The sequence below is a fragment of the Microbispora hainanensis genome (assembly GCF_006874475.1).
In the GTDB taxonomy this organism is placed as follows: Bacteria; Actinomycetota; Actinomycetes; order Streptosporangiales; family Streptosporangiaceae; genus Microbispora; species Microbispora hainanensis.
Map to the genome: position 1 here is coordinate 13,480 of NZ_VIRM01000050.1, position 24,353 is coordinate 37,832.

Genomic DNA, 24,353 nt, shown 5'->3' on the forward strand with positions numbered 1-24,353 from the left:
ACGGGAGAGCGCCCGCATGCTCGACAACGAGCCCACTGACGGGGCTGTGAGCCTTGACAGTGACACGACAACAGAAGAACGCCGACAGGCCGGGGGAGAGGTCGTTTCCTCCGGTCCCTCGACCGTATCCACGACCCGGCGCCGCCGGGCGGCGAGCCGTCCGGCCGGGCCCCCGCCCGAGCCCGACGACCTGCCCCCGCCGGTGACCACCGTGGCCGCGGCCACCATGCCCAAGGCCGCGGAGACCACTGCGCCGAAGGGTGCGGAGACCAAGGCGCCGAAGGGTGCCGAGAGCACTGCGGCCTCCGTGGCCGAGCCCGCCGCGGCCTCCGCGCAGGAGGAGCCTGTCGCGAAGGAGAAGCCCAAGCGGGTCACCCGCCGCCGCACCAAGGCGGCCGAGGAACCGGTCGCCGAGGAGCCGGCGCCGGCGGTCACGGAGACCGTGACGACCCCGGCGGAGACGGCACCGGCCGCCACCGAGACGGCGCCGGCCGCGCAGGACGAGCCGCCCGCGCCCACCCGGCGCCGCCGGAGCCGTAAGCGGACCGACGAGGCCGAGCCGCCCCAGCAGGCCGTACAGGCCGAAACGGTGCAGGCTGACACAGTGCAGGCTGACACAGTGCAGGCTGACACAGTGCAGGCTGACACGGTGCAGGCTGACACGGCGGAGACCGAATCGGCGCGGGCCGCAACGGGCCAGGCCGAGCAGCCGGCGCAGGACGTGCGGGCCGAGCAGCCCGCCACGTCGAGGCGCCGCCGCCGCGTCCGCGCGGAAGAGCCGGAGCCGGAACGATCCAGGGCGATGAGCGCCGCCGAGGCGGAGGTCGACGCCGCGCTGCGGCTCAACCTTCCCGACGAGGAGCCGCTGGACGACGAGCCGCTCGACATCGAGGACGTCGACCTGGAAGAGGTCGACGACGACGAGGACGGCGGGCGGCCGGACGTTGTGGCCGACCCCTTCGGGCTGTCCGCGCAGCAGCCGGCGGTGCCCTCGGTGACCTTCCAGGCGCCGTCGGCGCTGTTCCAGCCGATCTTCCAGGCCCCCGATCCGTACGCGGTGCCCGTGCAGAGGGCCGCGACGCCCGTGGCCGAGCCGGCGCCGGTGGAGGACGAGGAAGCCGAAGCGGAGGAGCCGGAGGAGACCGCCGATTCCGGCGAGGACGACTCCGAGGGCGAGGGCGGCAGCCGCAGGCGGCGCCGCCGCAGGGGCGGCCGCGGCCGCGGTGCCCGCGCCAGGGACGCCGAGGACGGCGAGGAGCAGGAGAGCGAGGGCGAGGAGCCCCAGGCCGCGTCGGCCGAGGAGGACGACCGCGAGCAGGCGGAGGACGACTCCGAGGGCCAGACCGGCACCCGGCGTCGTCGCCGTCGCCGCCGCCGGGGCACCGAGGACGCCGATCTGGCCCCCGACGACCCGCCGAACACCGTCGTCCGCATCCGGGCGCCCCGCGCGACCAGGTCCACCTCGGTGGACGAGGTCCAGGGCGTGCGGGGATCGACCCGGCTGGAGGCCAAGAAGCAGCGCCGCCGTGAGGGCCGCGAGCTGGGCCGCCGCCGTCCCCCGATCATCACCGAGTCGGAGTTCCTCGCCCGGCGCGAGTCGGTCGAGCGGATCATGGTCGTGCGCCGCCAGGGCGGCCGCACCCAGATCGCGGTGCTGGAGGACGGCGTTCTCGTCGAGCACTACGTCGACCGGGAGTCCAGCCAGTCGTACGTCGGCAACGTCTATCTTGGCAAGGTCCAGAACGTGCTGCCCTCGATGGAGGCGGCGTTCGTGGACATCGGCAAGGGCCGCAACGCCGTGCTGTACGCCGGCGAGGTGAACTTCGACACGGCGGGGCTGGAGGGCCAGCCCAAGCGGATCGAGGCGGCGCTGAAGTCCGGGCAGTCGGTGCTCGTCCAGGTGACCAAGGACCCGATCGGTCACAAGGGCGCCCGGCTGACCTCGCAGATCAGCCTCCCCGGCCGCTACCTGGTCTACGTGCCGGACGGCTCGATGACCGGGATCAGCCGCAAGCTGCCCGACAAGGAACGGGCCCGGCTCAAGCAGATCCTGCGCAAGGTCATGCCGGAGAACGCGGGCGTCATCGTGCGCACCGCCGCGGAGGGCGCCTCGGAGGAGGAGCTCAGCCGCGACGTCGCCCGGCTGTCGGCCCAGTGGGAGAACATCCAGCGCAAGGCCAAGTCGGCCAGCCCGCCGGAGCTGCTGTCCGGGGAGCCCGACCTGACCATCCGGGTGATCCGCGACGTCTTCAACGAGGACTTCAGCTCCCTGGTCGTCGAGGGTGACGACGCGTGGACGACGGTGGACGAGTACGTCCGCTACGTCGCCCCGCACCTGGCCGAGCGGCTGTCGAAGTGGGAGGGGGAGACCGACGCGTTCTCCGCCTACCGCATCGACGAGCAGATCGCCAAGGCGATGGAGCGGAAGGTGTGGCTGCCGTCCGGCGGCTCGCTGGTGATCGACAGGACCGAGGCGATGACGGTCGTCGACGTCAACACCGGCAAGTTCACCGGGCAGGGCGGCAACCTCGAGGAGACCGTCACCCGCAACAACCTGGAGGCGGCCGAGGAGATCGTCCGCCAGCTCAGGCTGCGGGACATCGGCGGCATCATCGTGATCGACTTCATCGACATGGTGTTGGAGAGCAACCGCGACCTGGTGCTCCGGCGGCTGCTGGAGTGCCTGGCACGGGACAGGACCAAGCACCAGGTGGCGGAGGTCACCTCGCTGGGCCTGGTGCAGATGACGCGCAAGCGGGTCGGCCAGGGCCTGCTGGAGGCGTTCTCCACGCCGTGCGACTGCTGCCACGGGCGCGGGATCATCGTGTCGACCGAACCGGTCGAGGCGAAGCCCGAGCCGCGCGGCACGCAGGGCAAGATGGCCATCGAGAAGGCGGTGGCCGAGAAGGTGGCGGCGGGCGATGGCTCCGTCGCCGCGGCGGCGGGCTCGGTGCGCGAGAGCGTCACCGACGCCATCGACGCCGATTCCTCCGACTCAGACGGGGTCGACGGCTCCGCGTCGTCTTCCCGGGGACGGCGACGTTCCCGCAGGAAGACGGCGGAGTGACGACTTCGTCACCCGGCGGTCCGCTCGGTTCGACCTGGGTGCCGGCTATCCGGTACCCTGGTCATCCGGTGCGCCTGGTGTCGGCGTGCCTGGCTTCGCGCGCCTGCCCGGATCGCCGGTCGTTTCATCGACAGCAGCTGGATGCGGGGCGCGGCATCTCAGCATTTAGCCAGTAGAAGGGTTCCGCGGTGTACGCGATCGTTCGTTGCGGCGGCAGGCAGCAGAAGGTCTCCGTCGGGGACGTCCTCGAGGTGGACAAGGTCGCCGGCGAGGTTGGGTCCTCGGTGTCGCTGCCGGCGGTGCTCGTCGTCAACGACGGCGATGTCACCACCGACGCCGCCACGCTTTCCCGGTTCCAGGTGACCGCCGAGATCCTCGGCGAGACGAAGGGACCGAAGATCCGGATTCTGAAGTACAAGAACAAGACCGGATACAAGAAGCGCCAGGGTCACCGCCAGCGGTACACCCAGGTCAAGGTCACCGGCATCAACCCCGGACAGTAGTTTCCCGGGGGACGACCCCCGCTTACCCCCGAAAGGGAGTGAATCATGGCACACAAGAAGGGCGCCTCGTCCACCCGGAACGGCCGTGACTCGAACGCTCAGCGCCTCGGTGTCAAGCGTTTCGGTGGCCAGCTGGTGAACGCCGGCGAGATCATCGTCCGCCAGCGCGGCACGCACTTCCACCCCGGCGACAACGTCGGCCGTGGTGGCGACGACACGCTGTTCGCCCTGGCCACGGGCCGGGTGCAGTTCGGCACCAAGCGCGGTCGCCGCGCGGTGAGCATCGTCCCGGCCGCGGAGTAGATCCGCCCAGGACACCGACAAGCAGCGCGATGAGGCGGATCGAGCATTCGGTCCGCCTCATTCGTTTTTTCATACGGCAGTAAGGGGGAGCGGCTGATGGCCGACTTCGTGGACCACGTCGTCCTGCACATCAAGGCGGGTGACGGGGGCAACGGCTGCGCCTCCATCCACCGGGAGAAGTTCAAGCCGCTCGGCGGGCCCGACGGCGGCAACGGCGGGCGCGGCGGCGACGTCATCCTGGAGGTCGATCCCAACACCTCCACTCTGCTGGAGTATCACCACCGTCCGCACCGCCGGGCGGGCAACGGCAAGCAGGGCATGGGCTCCAACCGGGACGGCGCCAACGGCGAGGACATCGTCCTGCCCGTGCCCAACGGCACGGTCGTGAAGGACGCCAGGACCGGCGAGGTGCTGGTCGACCTGGTCGGCGCCGGCACCCGCTACGTAGCCGCCCAGGGCGGCTTCGGCGGCCTCGGCAACGCCGCGCTGGCCAGCGCCAAGCGCAAGGCCCCGGGCTTCGCGCTGCTGGGCGAGCCGGGTGACGAGGCCGAGATCGTGCTCGAACTCAAGACCGTCGCCGACGTGGCGCTGGTCGGGTTCCCCAACGCGGGCAAGTCGTCGCTGATCGCGGCGCTCTCCGCGGCCCGCCCCAAGATCGCGGACTATCCGTTCACGACGCTCATCCCCAACCTGGGGGTGGTGACGGCCGGTGAGACGGTCTTCACGGTCGCCGACGTGCCGGGGCTCATCCCGGGAGCGTCGGAGGGCCGGGGACTCGGCCACGAGTTCCTGCGGCACGTCGAGCGCTGCTCGACGATCGTGCACGTGCTCGACTGCGCGACGATCGAGCCGGGACGCGACCCGATCACGGACTTCGAGGTGATCGAGGCCGAGCTCGCGGCGTACGGCTCGCTGCAGGACCGGCCGCGGCTGGTCGCGCTCAACAAGGTGGACGTCCCCGACGGACGGGACCTGGCCGACATCGTCACGCCCATGCTGGAGGAGCGCGGACTGCGCGTCTTCGAGATCTCCGCGGCCAGCCACGAGGGCCTGCGGCCCCTGGCGTACGCGATGGCGGAGATGGTGGCCGCGGCCCGGGCCCAGGCCCCGGTGGAGGAGCCCACCCGGCTGGTCATCCGGCCCAGGCAGCTCGGCGAGACCGGCTTCGCCGTACGCAGGATCGACGAGAACCGCTTCCAGGTGACCGGCGAGAAGCCCGAGCGGTGGATCCGCCAGACCGACTTCTCCAACGACGAGGCCGTCGGCTACCTGGCCGACCGGCTCGAACGGCTCGGCGTCGAGGAAGCGCTGATCAAGGCCGGTGCGACGGCCGGCGCCGAGGTGATCATCGGCCCGATGGAGGGCGGCTACGTCTTCGACTGGCAGCCGTCGCAGGGCACGGAGGCGACCATGGGACCGCGTGGCACCGACGCCAGACTCGACTGATCGGTGGCCGGAGTGGGAGAGGGCGTGACAGGCAGGGAACGGATCCGCGACGCCGCGCGGCTGGTGGTCAAGGTGGGGTCGTCGTCGCTGACGACGGCCCGGGGCACGATCGACGTCGACCGCGTGGACGCGCTGGTCGACGTGCTGGCGGCCCGGCGTACGGCCGGCACGCAGATCGTGCTCGTGTCGTCCGGCGCGATCGCCGCCGGGCTGGGGCCGTTAGGACTGCGCGACCGGCCCAAGGACCTGGCCACCCAGCAGGCGGCGGCCTCGGTGGGGCAGGGGGTGCTGGTCGCCCGCTACACCTCGTCGTTCGCGAGATATGGGCTGCGCGTGGGGCAGGTGCTGCTGACGGCCGACGACATGATGCGCCGCTCGCACCACCGCAACGCCCAGCGGACGCTGGCCCGGCTGCTCGAACTCGGCATCGTCCCCGTGGTCAACGAGAACGACACGGTTGCGACCGACGAGATCCGGTTCGGCGACAACGACCGGCTCGCCGCGCTGGTGGCCCACCTCACCCACGCCGACGGCATGGTGCTGCTGTCGGACGTCGACGCGTTGTATGACGGCGACCCGCGCAAGGACGGCGCCCAGCGGATCGCCGAGGTCCGGGGGCCGCAGGACCTGGAGGGGGTCGAGTTGGGCACCTCCGGCCGGGTCGGCACCGGCGGCATGATCACCAAGGTGGAGGCGGCCCGCATCGCGACCGGGGCGGGCGTCCCGGTCGTGCTCACCGCGGCGGCGCACGCGGCGCAGGCGCTCGCCGGGGCCGACATCGGCACCTGCTTCCACCCCGGGGGCCGGCACCCCGGCACGAGGCTGCTGTGGCTGGCCCACGCGACGACCGGCCGGGGCCGCCTGCACCTGGACGCGGGCGCGGTCGAGGCCGTGGTCGACCGGCGCAAGTCGCTGCTGCCCGCGGGCGTCCTGAAGGTCGAGGGCGACTTCGCCGTGGGCGACCCCGTCGATTTGTGCGCGCCGTCGGGCGCCGTCGTCGCCCGCGGTCTGGTCAACTATGACGCGGGGGAGGTCCCCGACCTGCTCGGCCGCTCCACCCGGGAGCTGGCCAGCACACTCGGCCCGGAGTACGAGCGCGAGCTGATCCACCGGGACGACATCGTGATATTGGAGCCTGTTCACCACCACAAATGACGGAGCGCGAGGCAATGTCTGAGGCAGAGGAATTTCTGAAGGTCGCACGGCCGGCGAGGGACGCCGCGACACTGCTCGCGCCGATGCCGCGCGCGCCGAAGGACGCGGCGCTGCGTGCCGTGGCCGACGCCCTGGAGGCCGCCACGGACGAGATCGTCGCGGCCAACGCCGTGGACGTGGAGCGGGCCAGGGAGAACGGCACCTCCGAGGCGATGATCGACCGGCTGCGGCTCGACGCGGCCCGGATCGCCGGCATCGCGGCGGCCGTCCGCCAGGTGGCCGACCTGCCCGACCCGGTCGGCGAGGTCGTGCGCGGCAGCACGCTGCCCAACGGCCTGGAGCTGCGTCAGGTGCGGGTGCCTCTCGGCGTCATCGGCATCATCTACGAGGGCCGGCCCAACGTGACCGTGGACGCGGCCGCGCTCTGCCTCAAGAGCGGCAACGGCGTGCTGCTGCGCGGATCGTCCAGCGCGTACTCCTCCAACACGGCGCTGGTGCGGGTCATGCAGGAGGCGCTGGCGGCGACCGAGGTGCCGGCGGACGCCGTGCAACTCGTGCCGGGCCAGACCCGCGATTCGGTCAAGCACCTGATGCGCGCCCGCGGGCTGGTCGACGTGCTGATCCCGCGCGGCGGCGCCTCGCTGATCAAAAGCGTGGTCGAGGAGTCGACCGTGCCGGTGATCGAGACGGGCGTGGGCAACTGCCACGTGTACGTGGACGCCGACGCCGACATCGAGACCGCCCTCAAGATCCTGGTGAACGCCAAGGCGCAGCGGCCCTCGGTGTGCAACGCGGCCGAGACCGTGCTTGTGCACGCCGCCATCGCCGACGCGTTCGTGCCCAGGGCCCTGACGGCGCTCAAGGACGCGGGCGTGACCGTCCACGGGGACGAGCGGGTGCGGGCCTACGGCGCCGACGTAGTGGCCGCCACCGAGGAGGACTTCACCAGCGAGTATCTGTCGCTCGACATCGCCGCCGCCGTCGTCGACTCGCTGGACGACGCGGTCGCGCACATCCGCAGGTATGGCTCGGCCCACACCGACGCCATCGTGACCCGCTCCCAGCAGGCCGCCCGCAGGTTCGTGGCGACCGTGGACTCGGCGGCGGTCGCCGTGAACGCCTCGACCCGGTTCACCGACGGTGGGGAGTTCGGCTTCGGGGCGGAGATCGGCATCTCCACGCAGAAGCTGCACGCCCGGGGCCCGATGGGGCTGCCGGAGCTCACCTCCACCAAGTGGATCTACACCGGCGAGGGCCACGTGCGGGTGTGACCGCCGGATGCGTGTGAGCCCGGGGACGCGAGCCGAGGCCCGCGTCCCCGGCCCCGCACGGCCGCGCCCGCCGTCCCGCGGGGCTGCGTCCGTGGCGGTCGGGCGCGGGCGGTTTCGGGCCGGCGGCCTATCAGTTTCCGGCCTGTCCGCGCCATCGGTTTTATCGCGATCGGACGGCGCGCCTCCGCCTATTCGGACGGCCGGACCGCTATGGTTGGCGCTCCTATGGCTGGACGTCTCGGGCGGGTCGGCCCCTACGCGCTGCTGGAGCGGCTGGGCCGGGGTGGCATGGGTGAGGTGTATCTCGCCGTCGGCCGCCGGGGCGACCGCGTCGCGGTGAAGATGCTGCGCGACCCCATCGAGAACGATCCCGACGCCCGATTACGGCTCGAACGCGAGGTGCGGGCGTTGCGCCGGGTCGAGAGCCCGTACGTCGCCCAGGTGCTCGACGCCGACCTGTCCGGCGACCGGCCGTACCTCGTCATGGACTACATCGAGGGGGAGAACCTCCTCGACGCCGTACGGCGGCACGGGCCGCTGCAGGAGTCCCGGCTCATCACGCTGGCGCAGGGCCTCGCGTCGGCTCTGGCGATCATCCACGCGGGCGGGATCGTGCATCGCGACGTCAAGCCGGCCAACGTCCTGCTGGGCGAGGACGGGCCGGTGCTGATCGACTTCGGCATCGCCCAGGTGCTCGACGCGACGCGGGTCACGATGACCGGCACGTTCCTCGGCACGCCCGGCTACTGCGCCCCCGAGGTCTTCGCCGAGGAGACCGTGGGGGCGCCCGCCGACGTGCACGGCTGGGCCGCCACGGTGGCGTTCGCCGCCACCGGACGGCCGACCTTCGGCCGGGGCACCGCCGAGTCGCAGATGTACGCGGTGCTGAACGGCAAGGCCGACCTGGTGGGGGTGCCGGCCGCCCTGCTGCCGCTCGTCCGCGCCGCCCTGCACCGCGACCCCGCCCGCCGCCCGACCGCCGCGCTGCTGGCCGACCGCCTGTCCCGGCTCGCGCGGGCCGCCGGAGAGTCCTCCCGCGCGCCGGGTGAGCCGTCCGCCGCCGAGACCACCACGCGTACGCCCGTGGAGGCGGCCCGGGCCCGCACCGCGTCCGACGCCAAGCCGGGCGCGAAGACGGGCACGAAATCGGACGCGAAAGCGGGGGCCAGGAAGGCGGCCAAACCGGAGGACAAGCCGGCCAGGAAGGGCGCGGAGACCACGGCGCGGGAGCCGGCGACGGCGGCCGAGCGGGCCGCCCGGCGCGGCGGCCCCGGCTCCGCCGCCCGGCCCCGGCGGGTGAAGGCCGCCACGGCCCTCGCCACCGCGCCGGAGGGGGCGCCCGAAGGGGCGCTCGGCATCCCGACCGGGAACGCTGCCCTGGTGCTGGTCGCGCTGCTCGCCGTGCCGTGCGTGGTGGCGTCGGTGGTCTATCCGCTCGCGACCTTCGCGATCACGGCGGCCCTCGCGGTGGTGATCAGGGCCGTGTGGACCAGTCACTGGCTCGTACGGCGCCGCAAACCCGGCCGGGCCCGGGCCTGCCTGCGCGCGCTGGCGTTCCCGCTCACGCTGGCCGGTTCGCTGCTGTCGGCCGTCGCGTGGCCGGGGCTGCCCGCGGCCGCGGTGGCGTTCGCGGGGCTGTGGGTGGGCTCCGGGGGACGCCTGGAGCCCGAGTGGTGGTCTCGGCCGGTGCCCGTGACGATCGCCGGCATCGCGTTCGGCGTCGTCAGCGGCGCGATCATCGGCCGGGAGATCGAGCGTGCGGGCGCGGCCATTCCCGGCCTGCGGCGGGAGGGCCTGCGGGCGCTCGCCGTCCTGGGCGGCTTCGTCGCGCTCTGCGCCGCCGCCGTCCGCGCCGTGGCGTTCTTCTTCTGACGGTCGTGGAAAGCCCGCCGCGGCCGGTTGTGGAAAGCCCGCCGCGGCGCACGCACGGATCCGTCCGGCCGGGCCTGCCCGGTGCCCGCGCCAGTGTCCGTCACGGGGCCCAGTCCCGGGTCCTGTCCCGGTCCAGTCTCGGGCCCGGTCTCGGGCCCGGTCTCGGGGCCCGGTCGAAGCGGTCAGTTCTCGCGGCGGGCGAAGCGGTTGAAGATGCGCTCGCCGGCGTTGACCGCGCCCTCGGCGACGTCGCGCAGCACGCCGATGAACGGGTCCTGCGACTGCGCCCACGACTCCCGGTAGGAGTTGGCCGCCGCCTTGATCTCTTCCGTGAGGCGGGCGTTGGCGTCGTCCTCGCGGCGGGGGTAGGTGCCGGCGATGATCCGTTCGTACTCTCCGCTGCGACGCCAGCGGTCGAGCTCGGCGACGCGGGTCACCGCGAACGGGTGGGTCGTGCCGAGCATGTTGAGGACCTTGAGCAGGCCGTCGCGCACGTCGCCCGCGGTGTCGTACTCCCTGGCCTGGTCGAGGAACGCCTCGATGTTCATCTCATGCAGGCGGGAGCCGCCGGCGAGCTTCATGAGCGCCCGCAGCGCGGCGTCGGGGTCCTGCCCGGCGAGCAGGCCGCCGCGGTCGGCGGACATCTCCGCCTTGCGCTGCCACTCCTCCAGGGCGGCGACGATGACCCGCAGGCCGATGTAGCCGAGCGGGATCCAGGCCACGCGGGTGGCCAGGCGGGTCAGGATCGCGAGCATCGTGCCATAGACGGCGTGGCCCGACAGGATGTGCGAGGTCTCGTGGCCGATGACGAAGCGCAGCTCCTCGTCGTCCATGAGGTCGAGCAGGCCCGTCGAGACGATGATGAACGGCTCGTCGAAACCGATCGCCATCGCGTAGGCCTTCGGGTCCTGCTGCACGTAGATCTCGGGGATCCGGTGCAGGTCGAGGATGTAGGCGCTGTCGCGGCCCATGTCGTGCAGGGAGCGGAACTGGGTGTCGGTCGTGCGCACCGCGGAGGCCAGGAACATGAGGCGGAGCCGGCGCTCGCTGAACAGGCCGGACGTCCGCTTGAGCACCGCGTCGAATCCGGACAGCGATCGCATCGCGACGAGGGCGGAACGATCGGCGGGGTGTTCGTAGGCTCGCGAGCTGATGCCGGGCAGCTGCACGCGATTGCGATCGGGAGTGGTCATGTTCCGCATGCTATGTCTCACGGGCCGGACGCGCGCGGGCACCGCGGGGAGCCCGGGCCGTCACGGGAGGGCCGGTTTCCCGGTTGGTCCGGTAGGGGCGTTATCGTCCGTTCCATGCGTAACGGGACGGCGATCCGGCGACTGGGCGTGATGGGCGGGACCTTCGACCCGATCCACCACGGCCACCTGGTGGCGGCCAGCGAGGTGGCCCACCACTTCAACCTGGACGAGGTGGTGTTCGTCCCGACCGGTCAGCCCTGGCAGAAGGCCGAGCAGACCGTATCCTCGTCCGAGGACCGCTACCTCATGACGGTGATCGCCACCGCGTCGAACCCGCGCTTCTCGGTCAGCCGGGTGGACATCGACCGGCCCGGCCCCACGTACACGATCGACACGCTCCGTGACATCTCCGCCGCGTACGGCCCGGACGTGGAGCTGTACTTCATCACCGGCGCCGACGCGCTCGCGCAGATCCTGAGCTGGCGCGACGCCGACGAGCTGTTCACGATCGCGCACTTCGTCGGCTGCACCCGGCCCGGCCACACGCTCCAGGACCCCGGCCTGCCGGCGGGCAAGGTCAGCCTGATCGAGATCCCGGCGCTGGCGATCTCCTCCTCGGAGTGCCGCGCCCGGGTGGCCGCCGGGGAGCCCATCTGGTATCTGGTCCCCGACGGCATCGTGCAGTACATCAACAAGCGGCACTTGTATCGCGATCCGGAGTCGTGACGGCTCCTCGCGGTTTCCGCAGGCCGTACGCCGCGGCGAGCGCGCCGGCGAGCGCCGCCGCCCACAGCACCGGGCGGTAGGACGTCAGGACGAGGAGCCCGGCGCCGAGCGCCATCCCCACGGCGGTCGGGACGAACAGCACGGTGTTGGCGGTCGCGGACACGGCGGCCAGCAGGTCGCGGGGCGCGATCCGCTGCACGGCGGTGAAGGCGGCGACCAGCACCCAGGGCAGCCCCAGCCCGGACAGCAGGCTCGCCGCCGCCACGACGGGCGTCCACGGGACGGCGCGTAGCGCCACCGAGACGACGAACAGGAGCCCTCCGGCGGCGGACAGCCGCGCCTCGCCGGCCCGGCGCAGCAACGACCCCGCGATCATGCCGCCGAGCACCGTGCCGCCGCCCTGGATCGCGGACAGCGCGCCGGTGAAGCCGGGCTCCCGGTGCAGGCCGTGATCGACCACGGCGAAGACGACCGCCCCGTTGACGCCGGAGACCAGCATCAGCGCGGCCCCGGACAGCATGAGGCGGCCCAGGAGCGGGTCGCGGAACAGGAAGCGCGCCCCCTCCGCGGTGCGGGCCGCCCAGCCCCTCGTCACGCGGGCGCGTCCTGCGGGGGCGGCCGGCAGGCGCAGCGTGCCGAGCAGCCACGCGCCGGCCGCGAAGGTGGCCGCGTCGAGCGCCACCACCGCGTCGCCGCCCGCGACGGCGAACAGCCCGGCCCCCAGCAGGGGCGCGGCGAGGCGTGTGCCCTCGGACGCGCTCATGCGCAGCCCGTTGACCCCGGCCAGCAGGGTCTCCGGCACGGCCTCGGGCAGGACGGCCGCCTCCGCCGCGTCGAGCACGACGAAGCTCACGCCGTACAGCAGGAGCACCGCGAACAGCAGCCAGACCTGCGCGGGGGATCGGACCAGGAAGAGCAGGCAGAGCGCCGCGCCCATCACGACGTTCGTCCAGACGAGCACGGGCCGGGCGCCGAGGATGTCGACCACCGCGCCGAGCGCGGGGCCCGCCGCCGTCGGCGCCCAGAAGCAGAACGACGTGAGGGCGGCGAGGCTGTCGGAACCGGTCAGCGACTTCACCCAGATGCCCGCGGCCAAGGACATCGCCATGGTGCCGAATCCGGAGACCACGACGGCGCCCAGGTAACGACGGGCGTTGCGGTCGGAGAGGGCGGCTTTCATGCCGGGGATCATCGTCCCGGAGCAACCCCCAAGTCAATGCTTGGGGGTCGTGATGGTGTTTACTTTCCGCCATGGCGGAGGGGGATCCCAGGCTCAGGGCGCTCGCGCATCCGGTGCGGCTGCGCATGCTCTCGCTCATGTGGGGCGCGCCCATGTCCGCGGCCGAGCTGTCCCGTGAGCTGGGCATCTCGCACGCCCTCGCCAGCCACCACCTGCGCTGCCTGGACGACGCCGGGCTCGCCGAGCTGGCCGACGTACGGGTCCGGCGCGGCGGCCGGGAGCACCGCTATCGGGCGGCGGGAGGCACGCCGCTGACCGAGCAGCGCGACGGTTTCCCGCTGCTCGCCGAGGCGCTGGCGCAGTCGCTGCGGGAGCGGGCCGGGCGGCGCCGCGCGGATGAGGAGGGGGTCACGGCCGACGCCGAGCTGTGGGTCGAGCCGGAGCTGTGGCACGACGTCCGCGGCAGGATCCTCGCCGCGATCGTGGACCTGCACCAGGGCGCGGCGGCCCCGCACACGCCGGGGACGATCCGGGTCGGCGCGACCGTCGCCGCCTTTCCCATGACGGAATCCACGGGCCCGGACGGACGTTGAACTGCTGATCCCGGGCATAAAACCGGAGTGACAGGGTGTGCCGGTAGGGTCTCCCCGGGAAAGCCGGTTGTACGGGGCACGCGGACTGTGCACCCTGGAATGACACTGTGCACCCTGGAAGAACCCGACAGAAGAACCCGACAACGGAGGACAGAACCGAATCGTGACAGCATCCGAGAGATCGATCCAGCTCGTGCGCGTGGCGGCCGAGGCAGCCGCGGAGAAGCTGGCCGACGACATCATCGCCTACGACGTGAGCGACCAGCTCGTCATCACCGACGCCTTCCTTCTCTGCTCCGCGTCCAACGACCGGCAGGTGCGCGCGGTCGTCGACGAGATCGAGGAGCGCCTGCGCGTGGAGGCCGACGCCAAGCCCGTACGCCGTGAGGGGGAGCGGGAGGGCCGCTGGGTCCTGCTCGACTACCTCGACATCGTGGTGCACGTGCAGCACGAGGAGGACCGCAACTTCTACGCGCTTGAGCGCCTGTGGAAGGACTGCCCGTCCATCGAGCTGCCGGAGAGCGTCAAGCGGGTCGCCGCCCAGCGCGGGCACGGGGCGGCCCAGTGACGAAGGCCATCATCGGGGCGGCGCGATGAGCCGTCGTGTCGTCTGCCTGCGGCACGGGCAGACGCTGTGGAACGTCGAGAAGCGATTCCAGGGGCACACCGACATCGCACTGGACGAGACCGGCGTCGCGCAGGCGGCCCGGGCGGCCTCCCTGCTCGCGGCCCTGCGGCCGACCATGCTCGTCTCCTCGGACCTGCGCCGCGCGTACGACACCGCCTCGGCCCTCGGCCGGCTCACCGGCCTCGACGTGTCGGTCGACAAGGACCTGCGCGAGCGCGGCGGCGGCGAGTGGGAGGGCCTGACCCGCGACGAGATCAGGGCGGGCTGGCCGGTCGAGTACGAGGCGTGGGAGGCCCCGGGCGGCGAGGACGTGGGGCACGTCGCCGACCGGGTCGCCGACGCGATCGGGCGCTGGGCGGCCCGCCTGGACGAGGACGGCCTGCTGGTCGTCGCCTCGCACGGCGCCGCGCTGCGGCTCGGCATCTGCCGGCTGCTCGGGCTGCCGCAGGAGCTCTGGTCGGCGCTGGGCGGCCTCGGCAACTGCTCGTGGTCGGTGCTGGAGGAGGGCCGCCGGGGCTGGCGGCTGCTCGAGCACAACGCGGGCACGCTGCCCGAGCCGGTCAGCAGCGACGACAGCCCGGCCGCCACCGCGGACGGCTGAGACGCGTGTGACGGGTGACGATTAGGTAAACGGATGGGCATACCTATATGCTCTCCGAGCGCCGCGCCGGGAGCACCCGGAGCGGTGGCAAGGGGCTATAGCGCAGCTGGTAGCGCACTTCCATGGCATGGAAGGGGTCTGGGGTTCGAATCCCCATAGCTCCACCCTTCACCTGGCCCGTGGTCCCGCCGACCGGCGAGCGCCGCGCGTCGAGGCCGGCCCTCCCAGCAGGCCGCTCACGGCGCGGCCGCCCGCGCGGAGGACGACGGCATGATCGCTCACGAGCCCGGTCTGCCTCGCCGGCGGCTGGTCAGAGGCTCTTGAGGTAGGCGAGCGACGGCATGAAGAAGTATTCGCCCCCCTTCATGGTCACGGTCTGGGGGACCTGGCGCTGGGGGGCGCTGAGCTTGGTGCTGTTCCACGCCTTCGGGTAGCGCACCTTGACGTCCCGCCTGCCCTGCCCGATCACGGGGTCGTGGCCGGTGCCCCCGTCCGGGAAGTCGGGGTTGTCGGCCCAGGTCTGCTGGGTGAACTCGAACTGTTCCTGCAGGCCGGCGTTGAACGCCATGAACAGCAGGCCCACCCCACCGGTCGGCCGGGTCGCCGGGGGCGCGTCGTCCCACGGCGTGTCGGTGCGCCTGCCGTAGGTCTGGCCGCGCCGCGCCATCATGACGCCGAGCGTGCGCTCCAGGCCGCCGTCCCGGGAGTCACGGGGATTGGCCTTGCGGATGTGCGCACCGACCGGGCACTTGGCGCCGGGATCGTCGCGGTAGCTGAAGTCGTTCTGCACCGGGTGGCCCTCGGAGCTCGGCTTCCCGTGTAGCCGCAGCGGCGTGCCGTTGCGGAACCGGCCGACCAGCATCGCGCCCGCGAGCGGCCGGTCGTCTCCCTTCAGGCCGAGCGCGTCGGCGAGGGCCTCCTCGGCCTCCCGGAACGCGCGGACGTTCTGCTCCAGCTTGCGCAGGACGAGGTAGCTGCCGAAGTGCCGGGCCGGGTGGGGAGCGAGGGGGTCGGGGACGAGCACGTGGCTCAGCGGGAAGAAGGGGTTCCAGTTGGTGCCGGACTCGGCGGCCACCTGGTCGGCGAGGAACAGCGGCTGGCTGCGGCCGTCCACGTAGCCGAAGTGCTCGATGCCCCGGCCCTGCGCGTCGCGCAGGCCCTCGCCCTTCTCCTCGCCGACGATCTTCGCGGTCTTCGGCAGCAGCGCGAGGACGCGCTTGCGGGTGGCGGCGACCGGCTCGGGCGCGGCGTCGCCGATCAGCACGATCGCGTGGATCTCCTCCTGGTAGTGCTTCTCCCAGGCGCTCACCGCCGGGTCGCTCAACGTGTCCTTGCGCCGCTTCATCCCCGATTTGAACGCGTTGTCGGTGAATCGGGTGGTCGAGTGGCCCAGTTTCAGATAGCCGATTTTGCTGATGCCGACGCCCACATACGGCGTGCCGGGTTTCTTCGTGCGGTTGAAGGCGCGGACCTCCTCCAGGTGCTTCCTGGCCGATTTCATGAGCGGCAGCAGGGAGCGCAGGAAGCGCCTGCCGTCCTCTCCGTCGCCGAAGTGCACGAGCAGCAGGGACATGCTCTCCCGGACGTGCGCCTGCAGGATGTTCGGCTGCAGGTTGTCGAGCATGGCCTTGGTGTCGGCGTCGAGTTTCGCCGAATCCCAGGCGAGCGGTTTGGCGTTGGACAGGTCGACCGGCATGTCGAATCCTTCCCCGTAGTGGAAATGTCGGGCCCCCACCCGATAAGAGCCATCATTCACGGAAAAGGTTCCACGTAAAGGGAAATTCACCGGTGACGCCGGATGCCCACCGGAGTGCCCTCGCCGATCATCGCCTGCGATCCGGGGTGTTCCGAGGGCTTGGGCAGGATCCATCGCGTCGACTCGCGGAGCTGACCCGCCGCCTGGTCGACGCGGCCGGCCGTCTCGTCCAAACCGGCATCGCGCAGCGACCGCGCCAGGCAGGTCAGGGCGCGGTGGAGTTGCTTGCTGTAGGCGTGCTCGACGACGGCCGGCAGCACCCGGCGCACGGCGTCGTCCAGCAGCCCCTGCTCTCGGGCGGGCATGCGCGGGAGGCTCGCGGCGAAGGCGGTGAGGACCTCCGCGCAGGTCTGGTGCTCCCGGGACTCGGCCGTGACCAGCCCGATCGACGCCAGCGCGTCCACCGCCTGCGCGACCACGCCGTTGCGGTAGACCACCGGCAGCTCGTCGCCCCGCTCGCGCTCCGAGCCCGACACGGCGATCCACCGCGCGAGCAGGTCGCGGAGGGCGGCGACGGCGGTGAGCGCGGTCTCCGGGCTGTGTTGCGCGCTGGAGCCGGCCGCCCAGGCGATGTTGTGCATCTCGTCCACTCCGTAGCCCGCGTCCACGTCGATGTCGCGCAGGTCGTCGAGGCTGATCGCGGCCAGCACCCCGGACCGCGCCTCGTCCGCGTCCGGCTGCCCGGTGCACACGACGGTGGCCACCGCGTCGCCGAACACCACATGTGAGCCGAGCTGGATCTCCAGCACGATCTCGGCCTCGCCCGGGCAGATCGCCGCGGCCTCCCTGAGCAGGTCGAGGTCGATCTCGACGACATAGCCGCTCTCGGTCGCGTGCACCGTCATGCCGTCGGCGTCGAGCCGGGGTTCGCGTCGCGTACGGGTGAGCAGCGCCTCCTCCGCGCCCCGGGCCTTCATGGCGAGCTGGTGGATGGACCGGATGACCGTGCCGGGCCGCATCTGGTCGACGGTGCCGTAGATGATCAGCACGAGCATGATGAACGCGACCAGCGTCAGCGCGAGGGCGACCAGAGCCGAGAAGGCGGGGTTCTTGTCGGGGCGCAGGACGGCCAGCACGAGGAAGCAGTAGAAGGACAGGCCGATGAAGAACCCGAAGTAGACCTGGTTGGTGCGGCGTCGCAGGAACTGTTCGAACACGACCGGCGTGAACGACGACGCGGTCTGCTGCACGGCGAGCAGCAGCACCGAGAACGTGATGGACGTGATCGTCACGACGCTCGTGGCGATCGAGGTGAGCAGCGTGGACACCGAATCCTTGGGCAGCATCCGGGAGATCGCGTCGTGCACGCCCGCGAGCACCGGCAGCCGGATGGTGTCCAGGGCGATCGAGCCGGCGGCGAGCAGGATGAAGGCGGCCAGCAGCGCGAAGGGCACGCGCAGGAACTCGGCGATCGACCGCTGCCAGCGGGCCTTGACCCGGCGCACACCCCTTCGTACGCGCAGTGGTTCCTTGTCCGACGTCTGCATGACTCCGCCCCCGCCAGAAGGCCCCCGAGAAGGGCTCCGCAGAAGCCCCCGCAGAAGGCCCGCAGAAGGCCCGCAGAAGGCCCCGGAGAAGCCTCAGCGGAAAGCCCGGAAACGGCCCTACCCCGCGTCCTGGCACTGATGCCCGGCCGGTCAGGCCTATTCCGCACCCCAGGGGTAGTGATCGGTCATGACGAAGAGACGGCCTGTCGGCGTTGAAGAGGAGTTCCTTGTCGTCGATCTCGAGACCCGGCGGCTGACGCCGCTGGCGGAGTCGATGCTGGAGCGGCTGCCGGACGAGGGGTTCGCGGCCGAACTGCAGCGCTCGGTGGTGGAGACCAACAGCACCCCGATGGAGGACCTGGGCGACGTGCGGGCCGAGATCGTGCGGCTGCGTCAGGCGCTCGTGTCCGCCGGTGAGCCGCTGGGGGTGGGCGTGATCGCCTCCGGCAGCACTCCGATCACCGGCGTCGAGGGCTACACGTTCACGCCCGGAGAGCGCTACGAGTACCTGCAGGAGTCCTACCGGTTCCTCGCCCAGGAGCAGCTCATCTGCGGGGCGCAGGTGCACGTGGAGATCGACGACAGGGACGTGGCGGTGCTCGCCGCCCAGCGCGTGGAGGCGTGGCTCCCCCCGCTGCTCGCGCTCAGCGCCAGCTCCCCCTACTGGATGGACGAGGACAGTGGTTATGCCAGCAGCCGCGCGCTGACCTGGCAGCGCTGGCCGACCGCGGGCCCGCTCGGCCCGTTCGCCGACGCCGCCGACTATGACAGGACGGCCGACGACCTGGTGGCCTCCGGCGTGATCGAGGACCGGGGCATGGTCTATTTCGACCTGCGGCTCAGCGCCCACGTGCCGACGGTGGAGATGCGCGTCTGCGACTCCTGCCCGCTCGCGGACGACGTGGTGCTGCTCGCCGGTCTCTTCCGCGCCCTCATGACGAGGGAGTCGGAGGCCGTGGAGCGGGGCGAGCCGCCGGCCGGCGAGCATCGCCTGGCGCTGCTGCGGGCGGCCAATTGGCGGGCGGCCCGCGATGGGCTGGAGGGCGACCTGCTGTCGCCGGTGACGAGCAGGCCCGAACCGGCCCCGCGGATCATCACCTGGATGCTGGAGGAGCTGCGGCCGACCCTGGAGAAGCTGGGTGACTGGGAGATCGTCTCGGAGCTCGCCGACGCGGCGCTGCGCCGGGGCAGCTCCGCCTCGCGTCAGCGGGGGGCGTACGCGGTCAACGGGAAGCCGGAGGACGCGGTCGACCTGCTCCTCGCCGAGACCCGCCGGCGCTAGCCGGCGCCGGCCCGGCAGGCCCCCGGCGGCAGGGCCGGGGAGGTTGTGCGGCAGGTGCCGGGAGGCCGTGCGGCGGGGCGGGCGTGGGGGCCGATACCCTACTCGCCATGTCTGTGATCCCCGCCCCGAGCGCGGCATGAACGGCGCCTACTCGGGCTGGCTGATCGGCGCCGCCCTGGTGCTCGCACTGGTCAGCCTGATCACCGCCGTACGGAACCGGCCCATGGGGCCCGTGCTGCTGGCCGGGCTCGGGCTGCTCGAACTCGCCGTGCTCGTGCAGGCGGGCTTGGCGCTCGCCGATCTCGGCCACGTGGCGGAGAAGGCGACCTTCATCGGCTACCTGCTGGGCACCGTGGTGATCCCGCCCGCCGCCATGTGGTGGGGCCGGGCGGAGCGCACGCGCTGGGGCCCCGTGGTCATCACCGTGGCCGCCTTCACCGTGGCCGTCATGACCGGCCGGCTGCTGCAGATCTGGAACGCGGGCGCATGAGCGAGCGCAGCGAGCGAATCAATAGAAACAGCGTGCTTCGCTCATGCGACTCCGAGCCGCAAGGCGAGGAGGTGGCATGAGTACTCGCTCCGGGCAGGGCCGGGGCGGCGAGGCCGTACGCTCCGGGCCGGGACGCGTGCTCGTCGCCGTGTACGGGATCTTCGCGCTGGCCGCGACCTCCCGCGCCGCCGTGCAGATCGCCACGAGATTCGCCGAGGCGCCGCTGGCGTACGTGCTGTCTGCGTTCGCCGGGGTGGTCTACATCGTGCTCACTGTGGCGCTGGCCCGCGGCGCGCGGCGCGTCGGGATCGCCGCCTGCCTGGTCGAGCTGGCCGGGGTGCTGGTCGTCGGCACGCTGAGCCTGGCCGATCCCGCCGCGTTTCCGCAGGCCACCGTGTGGTCGGGGTATGGCAGCGGCTATGGCTTCGTGCCGCTCGCGCTGCCCGTGATCGGCCTCCTGTGGCTGCTGCGCGGCGCGCGGCGTTCGTAGAAAGTTCTCCCAGCCTGGAACAAATGAGAGCGATGAGGGCTTTGGTATGGTGTCAATCGTAGGATGACCGGATGAGGGGAGATGTTGCGGCGATGAGTGCCGTCGTGACGCGGAGGGGCGTGCTCGGAGCACCGTTGCGAGCACACGGCGGATCGATGGCGTGGCTGATCGCCGGGGGCATCGCCCTCGCCGCGTTGAACCTGCGTACCGCGGTGACCAGCGTGGGGACCGTGCTCGACCAGGTGAGCGCGGGGCTGGGCCTGTCGGCGGCGATGACGGGGCTGCTCACCACGCTGCCGGTGATGAGCTTCGCCCTGTTCGGCGCGCTGACGCCGGCCATGTCCCGAAGGATGGGGGAGCAGCGGCTGCTGCTCGGGGCGATCGTCCTGCTCGCTGCGGGGCAGGCCGCGCGCGCCCTCGTCGATTCCGCTGTGCCGTTCATGGCGGCCAGCGCGGTCGCGCTGGCGGGCGGCGCGGTCGGCAACGTCGTCATCCCCGCGCTGATCAAGAGGCACTTCCCCCGGCGGGCGGGGGCGATGACCACCGTCTACTCGACGGCCCTCGCGGCCGGGACGATGGTCGCCGCCGCCGCGACCGTTCCGGTGCAGCAGGCCGCGGGAGGCAACTGGCACGTGGCACTCGGGGTGTGGGCGGCTCTGGCCGCCGTGGCCGCGATTCCGTGGCTCGCGCTCAGGCGCGGTGAGCCGGAGCGGCGCGACACATCCGTGAGGGCCGGGGCCGACGGCCTCCTGCGCAGCAGGCTCGCCTGGGCCGTGGCCGGATATTTTGGCTCGCAGTCGCTCATCGCGTATGTGATGTTCGGCTGGCTGCCGCTGCTGCTGCGGGACAACGGCTACACCGCCGGGCAGGCCGGTCTGGTCCTCGCCGTGTTCACCGGGCTCGGCATCCCCGTCTCCATGGCGGTGCCCGCCCTGGCGGCCCGGCTGTCCGGCCAGCGTCCGCTGGTGATCGCGTTCTCGGTCCTGTACGCGGCCGGCTTCGCCGGTCTGCTCACCGGGCACGCACTGTGGGCGTGGTCGATCCTCGTGGCCGTCGGCGGGGGCACGTTCCCGCTCGCGCTGGCCATGCTGGCCATGCGGACCCGCACGCCGGCGGGCACCGCCGCGCTGTCGGCCTTCGGGCAGAGCGCCGGATATCTCATCGCGGGCGCCGGACCGATCACGTTCGGCCTGCTCCACCAGGTGAGCGGCGGGTGGGCGCTGCCGTTCGGGCTGCTGTTCGCCGCGCTCGCCGTACAGGTGGTGACCGGCTGGTACGCGGCGGCCGACCGCACTCTCGAAGACGAGACCACGCCCGCGCCCGCCGGGCGCCCGAACGACCACGTCTCGCGGGGCGTGCGCGACCTCGTCACGGGACGGGCGCGCCGGTCGGCCGGCAAGGCGCGGCACGCGCGGGCGAGTGACGAGGGCAAGGCGCCCCGGCCGCGCCTGGCCCGCCCGGCCGCACGGCACGGCGGACGCCGCAGGTCGCCCTCCCGCTGAGGCCGGCCGCCCGGGTTTACCTCCATCTCTCAGGGCAGGCGTAGTGCGGCAACCGACGAGAGAAGGAGAAGGCATGAGCTCGATCGAGCAGTCCGTCGACGTGAATGTCCCGATCCGCACGGCGTACAACCAGTGGACGCAGTTCGAGAGCTTCCCGGAGTTCATGGAGGGCGTGGAGTCGGTCAAGCAGATCGGCGACACGCGCACCGACTGGGTCGTCGAGATCGCGGGCGTCCGCCGCGAGTTCGAAGCGGAGATCACCGAGCAGCACCCCGACGAGAGGGTGGCCTGGCGCTCGGTGGACACGCCGCGGCAGGCCGGCGTCGTCACCTTCCACCGGATCGACGACGACACGACCCGCGTCACGCTGCAGATGGAGTATGACCCCGAGGGCTTCCTGGAGAAGGCGGCCGACGCCCTGCAGATCGTCCGCATGCGCGTCAAGGGCGACCTGGAGCGTTTCAAGACGTTCATCGAGACGCGCGGCGGCGAGACCGGCGGCTGGCGCGGCGAGGTCCCCGGCCCGCACCAGCAGGACGGCACGGGCCCCGCTCCCGGCACTGGCGGCTCCGGCACGGGTTATGACATCGGCGAGCCGATGCCGCCCCGCACCGTGAACCCCGAGTATCCGCGCGAGACGCCGCTGCCGCCGCCCGGCACCGGCCCGATTCCGCCCGCTCCCGGCACGGGCCCCGCTCCCGGCACCGGCCCCGTGCCGCCGCGCGACACGCCCGGCCCGGTGATCTGATCCGGAGCATTTTCAGGCCCGTCTCCCGAAAGGAGACGGGCCTGTTATCTGCGAGAAATCGGAAATTTATTTTGTCCTGATATGATGGGAGAAACGTATTGTAGCCTCACGGGCGTATCCGCCAATCTCAGTGAAAGGGATATCGCCCGTGTGTTACGAGCCCGACGCCGTGCCGCCCGTCTACGGTTCTCCGATCACGACCGTCACCTCCGGACGCATCGTGCTGACCTCGGCCGACGGTGCGAACTTCGCGGCGTTCCTGTCCCGCCCCGGCCGGGCGTCCGGCCCCGCGGTGCTCGTCCTGCCGGACAACCGCGGCTTGTCGGGATTCTACGAGCGCCTCACCGAACGGCTCGCCGAGCAGGGGCACACCGCGCTTGCCATCGACTATTTCGGGCGTACGGCCGGGACCGATCCGAGGCCCGGTGACTTCCCGTTCATGGAACACCTGGGCAAGGCGCACAGGGACGGCTTGTTCGCCGACATCGCCGCCGGCGCCGCGCACCTGCGGGCCGAGGGAAGCGAGGACGTGGTCTCCCTCGGCTTCTGCTTCGGCGGGAGGCTCGCGTTCATGACGGCCAGGCCCGCCTTCGGATTCGCGGGCGTCATCGGCCTGTACGGATATCCGGACGTGCTCTTCGGCAACCCCGGCCCCACCCAGATGGCGGGCGAACTGCGCGGGCCGATTCTGGGCCTGTTCGGCGGCGCGGACGAGGGCATCACCCCCGAGGTGGTGAGCGCGTTCGGCGAGGCGCTGGACGGCGCCGGGGTGGCGCACGAGTTCGTCACCTATCCGGGAGCGCCGCACAGCTTCTTCGAGCTTGGCCGCCCGGAGCTCGCCGATGCCTGTGCCGACGCCTGGTCGCGCATCCTCGGCTTCGTGAGCGGACAGCCCGAGGCGACCTGACCTCGCCTCGGGCTGCCACGATGCAAGACTAAGCCTTCCGCATCCCGTCGCGCGCACCGGCACCCCCGAAAGTGCCCAAATGGTGATGCGGACGGCGGTGCGGACACGTTACGGTGCCCGCGTGACATTGATCGTCTCTCCACCCCCCGCCCGCTAGCGGGCGGCGTCATCCGGTGAGCCGGGCCTGGGCGGCCCGGCCGGTGGCCCCTGCCCGCCTGCGGGAATCGGGCCCACCTCACTGGAGAGACGTTGATGAACCATGCTCCAGCCCTGTCCGTACGGCAGGGCCTTGTCTACGTGTCCACCGCCGCCGTCGCCTGGGGAACCGGGGGAGCGGCGGGGGCGCTGCTGCACGGCGCGGGACAGCTGAGTCCCGTCGCCGTGTCGTTCTGGCGCTTCGCCTGCGGCGCGGTGCTCCTGCTCGCCGTGGCCCGCAGCAGGCCCTCCTGGCGGGTGGTGCTGCTCGTCGGCCCGGCGATGGCGGTGTGCCAGGCGGCCTACTTCGCGGCCATCGCCGAGGCCGGTGTCGCGGTCGCCACGATGATCACGATGGGCGCCGCCCCGCTCCTGGTGGCGGCCGGCGGCCGGATCTTCCTGGGCGAACCGCTGGGCCGCACCGGCCTCGGATGCGCCGTGCTCGCCGTCGCGGGTCTCGCCATGCTCACGGGAGGCGCGCAGACGGTCACCCTGGCCGGAGCCGGTTACTCGCTGCTGTCGGCGGCGGCCTACTCCTTCGTCACCCTCACGACGCGCCGGATGCCCGCCGACGGCGTGGCCGTGTGGGGGTTCGCCGGGGGTGCGGCCTGCCTGCTCCCGCTCGCCGCGACCGGAGGGCTGCTGCCCGCCGGGCACACCATGACCAGCATGGTGACCAGCGTGCTGCTGCTCGGCTATCTGGCGGCCGTGCCGACGGCGCTCGCGTACGGGCTGTTCTTCGCGGGGCTGCGCGTGGTCGGCGGCACCGCGGCCGCGGTCCTCTCCCTGCTCGAACCTCTCGTCGCCGCCGTCATCGGCGTTGTGCTGCTGGGGGAGCGGATGTCCGCCGTACAGGTGGGCGGGGCGATGGTGCTCCTGTGCGCCCTCGCCTTGCTCGCCAGGGGGGAACTTCGTGACGCTCCGCGCCAACACAGGGGGAGCGGGACCTGTTAGCGAT

At 72.2% G+C, this 24,353-nt stretch carries 22 protein-coding genes and 1 tRNA gene; 19 read left to right on the forward strand and 4 right to left on the reverse strand.

All coding sequences use genetic code 11. The features are described from left to right. Nucleotides 1-16 precede the first annotated feature (16 nt). The 7 genes from FLX08_RS30890 (at nucleotide 17) to FLX08_RS30920 (ending at nucleotide 9,617) form a co-directional block, all read left to right on the forward strand. Entirely contained in the window at nucleotides 17-3,067 is a 3,051-nt protein-coding gene (locus tag FLX08_RS30890) for a ribonuclease E/G (protein WP_142623796.1), read from the forward strand. 188 nt (nucleotides 3,068-3,255) lie between these two features. Beyond that, a complete protein-coding gene (gene rplU, locus FLX08_RS30895; protein ID WP_030505848.1) occupies nucleotides 3,256-3,570 on the forward strand; it encodes a 50S ribosomal protein L21 in 315 nt (104 codons plus the stop codon). A gap of 45 nt (nucleotides 3,571-3,615) precedes the next feature. Beyond that, nucleotides 3,616-3,873: a 50S ribosomal protein L27 gene (gene rpmA / locus FLX08_RS30900; protein WP_030505847.1), complete on the forward strand. Its 258-nt coding sequence runs from the start codon at nucleotides 3,616-3,618 to the stop codon at nucleotides 3,871-3,873. Between the two features lie 96 nt (nucleotides 3,874-3,969). Continuing rightward, nucleotides 3,970-5,319, forward strand: a complete 1,350-nt coding sequence (gene obgE / locus FLX08_RS30905; protein WP_142623797.1) for a GTPase ObgE — start codon at nucleotides 3,970-3,972, stop codon at nucleotides 5,317-5,319. 24 nt (nucleotides 5,320-5,343) lie between these two features. Next, the gene (gene proB / locus FLX08_RS30910; protein WP_244313030.1) at nucleotides 5,344-6,474 is read left to right on the forward strand and encodes a glutamate 5-kinase; all 1,131 of its coding nucleotides are present in this window, start codon (nucleotides 5,344-5,346) and stop codon (nucleotides 6,472-6,474) included. A 14-nt stretch (nucleotides 6,475-6,488) separates the two neighbouring features. Continuing rightward, on the forward strand, nucleotides 6,489-7,745 hold the full coding sequence (locus FLX08_RS30915) for a glutamate-5-semialdehyde dehydrogenase (RefSeq protein WP_142623798.1): 1,257 nt from the start codon (nucleotides 6,489-6,491) through the stop codon (nucleotides 7,743-7,745). Nucleotides 7,746-7,970: 225 nt separating this feature from the next. Beyond that, a complete protein-coding gene (locus FLX08_RS30920; RefSeq protein ID WP_142623799.1) occupies nucleotides 7,971-9,617 on the forward strand; it encodes a serine/threonine-protein kinase in 1,647 nt (548 codons plus the stop codon). 182 nt (nucleotides 9,618-9,799) lie between these two features. Here the strand turns inward: FLX08_RS30920 and FLX08_RS30925 are convergent, their stop codons facing one another. Then, complete coding sequence (locus FLX08_RS30925; protein ID WP_425280653.1) at nucleotides 9,800-10,810, reverse strand: M48 family metallopeptidase; 1,011 nt, start codon at nucleotides 10,808-10,810, stop codon at nucleotides 9,800-9,802. Between the two features lie 114 nt (nucleotides 10,811-10,924). Here FLX08_RS30925 and nadD point away from each other — a divergent pair, with 114 nt between their 5' ends. Beyond that, nucleotides 10,925-11,536 carry a nicotinate-nucleotide adenylyltransferase gene (gene nadD / locus FLX08_RS30930; RefSeq protein WP_167530632.1) on the forward strand — a complete coding sequence of 204 codons (612 nt, stop codon included), beginning with the start codon at nucleotides 10,925-10,927 and terminating at the stop codon, nucleotides 11,534-11,536. Here nadD and FLX08_RS30935 read toward each other — a convergent pair. Beyond that, nucleotides 11,499-12,716 (reverse strand): MFS transporter, encoded by a 1,218-nt coding sequence (locus FLX08_RS30935; protein ID WP_208761769.1) that lies wholly within the window; start codon nucleotides 12,714-12,716, stop codon nucleotides 11,499-11,501. The genes nadD and FLX08_RS30935 overlap by 38 nt on opposite strands. A gap of 71 nt (nucleotides 12,717-12,787) precedes the next feature. Between FLX08_RS30935 and FLX08_RS30940 the strand changes: the two genes are divergently transcribed. The 4 genes from FLX08_RS30940 (at nucleotide 12,788) to FLX08_RS30955 (ending at nucleotide 14,702) form a co-directional block, all read left to right on the forward strand. After that, nucleotides 12,788-13,309 carry an ArsR/SmtB family transcription factor gene (locus FLX08_RS30940; RefSeq protein WP_142623803.1) on the forward strand — a complete coding sequence of 174 codons (522 nt, stop codon included), beginning with the start codon at nucleotides 12,788-12,790 and terminating at the stop codon, nucleotides 13,307-13,309. 163 nt (nucleotides 13,310-13,472) lie between these two features. Then, on the forward strand, nucleotides 13,473-13,877 hold the full coding sequence (gene rsfS / locus FLX08_RS30945) for a ribosome silencing factor (protein ID WP_142623804.1): 405 nt from the start codon (nucleotides 13,473-13,475) through the stop codon (nucleotides 13,875-13,877). 25 nt (nucleotides 13,878-13,902) lie between these two features. Beyond that, entirely contained in the window at nucleotides 13,903-14,538 is a 636-nt protein-coding gene (locus FLX08_RS30950) for a histidine phosphatase family protein (protein WP_142623805.1), read from the forward strand. Between the two features lie 91 nt (nucleotides 14,539-14,629). Beyond that, a tRNA-Ala gene (locus FLX08_RS30955) sits at nucleotides 14,630-14,702 on the forward strand. A gap of 146 nt (nucleotides 14,703-14,848) precedes the next feature. Here FLX08_RS30955 and FLX08_RS30960 read toward each other — a convergent pair. Both FLX08_RS30960 and FLX08_RS30965 read right to left on the reverse strand, forming a co-directional pair. Then, a complete protein-coding gene (locus tag FLX08_RS30960) occupies nucleotides 14,849-16,234 on the reverse strand; it encodes a Dyp-type peroxidase (RefSeq protein WP_142623806.1) in 1,386 nt (461 codons plus the stop codon). Nucleotides 16,235-16,320: 86 nt separating this feature from the next. Then, nucleotides 16,321-17,781 carry a DUF2254 family protein gene (locus FLX08_RS30965; protein ID WP_142623807.1) on the reverse strand — a complete coding sequence of 487 codons (1,461 nt, stop codon included), beginning with the start codon at nucleotides 17,779-17,781 and terminating at the stop codon, nucleotides 16,321-16,323. A 187-nt stretch (nucleotides 17,782-17,968) separates the two neighbouring features. Here FLX08_RS30965 and FLX08_RS30970 point away from each other — a divergent pair, with 187 nt between their 5' ends. From FLX08_RS30970 to FLX08_RS31000, 7 genes are all read left to right on the forward strand, one after another. After that, the gene (locus tag FLX08_RS30970) at nucleotides 17,969-19,063 is read left to right on the forward strand and encodes a carboxylate-amine ligase (protein ID WP_142623808.1); all 1,095 of its coding nucleotides are present in this window, start codon (nucleotides 17,969-17,971) and stop codon (nucleotides 19,061-19,063) included. Nucleotides 19,064-19,199: 136 nt separating this feature from the next. After that, entirely contained in the window at nucleotides 19,200-19,553 is a 354-nt protein-coding gene (locus FLX08_RS30975; protein ID WP_142623809.1) for a hypothetical protein, read from the forward strand. Nucleotides 19,554-19,629: 76 nt separating this feature from the next. Further along, complete coding sequence (locus FLX08_RS30980; RefSeq protein ID WP_142623810.1) at nucleotides 19,630-20,043, forward strand: hypothetical protein; 414 nt, start codon at nucleotides 19,630-19,632, stop codon at nucleotides 20,041-20,043. 92 nt (nucleotides 20,044-20,135) lie between these two features. Beyond that, entirely contained in the window at nucleotides 20,136-21,545 is a 1,410-nt protein-coding gene (locus FLX08_RS30985) for a CynX/NimT family MFS transporter (RefSeq protein ID WP_142623811.1), read from the forward strand. A 73-nt stretch (nucleotides 21,546-21,618) separates the two neighbouring features. Then, nucleotides 21,619-22,293, forward strand: a complete 675-nt coding sequence (locus tag FLX08_RS30990) for an SRPBCC family protein (RefSeq protein ID WP_142623812.1) — start codon at nucleotides 21,619-21,621, stop codon at nucleotides 22,291-22,293. Between the two features lie 148 nt (nucleotides 22,294-22,441). Beyond that, nucleotides 22,442-23,200 carry a dienelactone hydrolase family protein gene (locus FLX08_RS30995; protein ID WP_142623813.1) on the forward strand — a complete coding sequence of 253 codons (759 nt, stop codon included), beginning with the start codon at nucleotides 22,442-22,444 and terminating at the stop codon, nucleotides 23,198-23,200. A gap of 252 nt (nucleotides 23,201-23,452) precedes the next feature. Continuing rightward, on the forward strand, nucleotides 23,453-24,349 hold the full coding sequence (locus FLX08_RS31000) for a DMT family transporter (RefSeq protein WP_142623814.1): 897 nt from the start codon (nucleotides 23,453-23,455) through the stop codon (nucleotides 24,347-24,349). Nucleotides 24,350-24,353 lie beyond the last annotated feature (4 nt).

Excerpts from the sequence above, each read along its gene's own strand:
- FLX08_RS30890 (WP_142623796.1), top strand. The coding sequence starts at position 17 with ATGCTCGACAACGAGCCCACTGACGGGGCTGTGAGCCTTGACAGTGAC.
- rpmA (WP_030505847.1), top strand. The coding sequence starts at position 3,616 with ATGGCACACAAGAAGGGCGCCTCGTCCACCCGGAACGGCCGTGACTCG.
- obgE (WP_142623797.1), top strand. The coding sequence starts at position 3,970 with ATGGCCGACTTCGTGGACCACGTCGTCCTGCACATCAAGGCGGGTGAC.
- FLX08_RS30915 (WP_142623798.1), top strand. The coding sequence starts at position 6,489 with ATGTCTGAGGCAGAGGAATTTCTGAAGGTCGCACGGCCGGCGAGGGAC.
- FLX08_RS30920 (WP_142623799.1), top strand. The coding sequence starts at position 7,971 with ATGGCTGGACGTCTCGGGCGGGTCGGCCCCTACGCGCTGCTGGAGCGG.
- FLX08_RS30925 (WP_425280653.1), bottom strand. The coding sequence starts at position 10,810 with ATGACCACTCCCGATCGCAATCGCGTGCAGCTGCCCGGCATCAGCTCG.
- nadD (WP_167530632.1), top strand. The coding sequence starts at position 10,925 with ATGCGTAACGGGACGGCGATCCGGCGACTGGGCGTGATGGGCGGGACC.
- FLX08_RS30935 (WP_208761769.1), bottom strand. The coding sequence starts at position 12,716 with ATGAAAGCCGCCCTCTCCGACCGCAACGCCCGTCGTTACCTGGGCGCC.
- FLX08_RS30940 (WP_142623803.1), top strand. The coding sequence starts at position 12,788 with ATGGCGGAGGGGGATCCCAGGCTCAGGGCGCTCGCGCATCCGGTGCGG.
- FLX08_RS30950 (WP_142623805.1), top strand. The coding sequence starts at position 13,903 with ATGAGCCGTCGTGTCGTCTGCCTGCGGCACGGGCAGACGCTGTGGAAC.
- FLX08_RS30960 (WP_142623806.1), bottom strand. The coding sequence starts at position 16,234 with ATGCCGGTCGACCTGTCCAACGCCAAACCGCTCGCCTGGGATTCGGCG.
- FLX08_RS30965 (WP_142623807.1), bottom strand. The coding sequence starts at position 17,781 with ATGCAGACGTCGGACAAGGAACCACTGCGCGTACGAAGGGGTGTGCGC.
- FLX08_RS30970 (WP_142623808.1), top strand. The coding sequence starts at position 17,969 with ATGACGAAGAGACGGCCTGTCGGCGTTGAAGAGGAGTTCCTTGTCGTC.
- FLX08_RS30975 (WP_142623809.1), top strand. The coding sequence starts at position 19,200 with ATGAACGGCGCCTACTCGGGCTGGCTGATCGGCGCCGCCCTGGTGCTC.
- FLX08_RS30980 (WP_142623810.1), top strand. The coding sequence starts at position 19,630 with ATGAGTACTCGCTCCGGGCAGGGCCGGGGCGGCGAGGCCGTACGCTCC.
- FLX08_RS30985 (WP_142623811.1), top strand. The coding sequence starts at position 20,136 with ATGAGTGCCGTCGTGACGCGGAGGGGCGTGCTCGGAGCACCGTTGCGA.
- FLX08_RS30990 (WP_142623812.1), top strand. The coding sequence starts at position 21,619 with ATGAGCTCGATCGAGCAGTCCGTCGACGTGAATGTCCCGATCCGCACG.
- FLX08_RS31000 (WP_142623814.1), top strand. The coding sequence starts at position 23,453 with ATGAACCATGCTCCAGCCCTGTCCGTACGGCAGGGCCTTGTCTACGTG.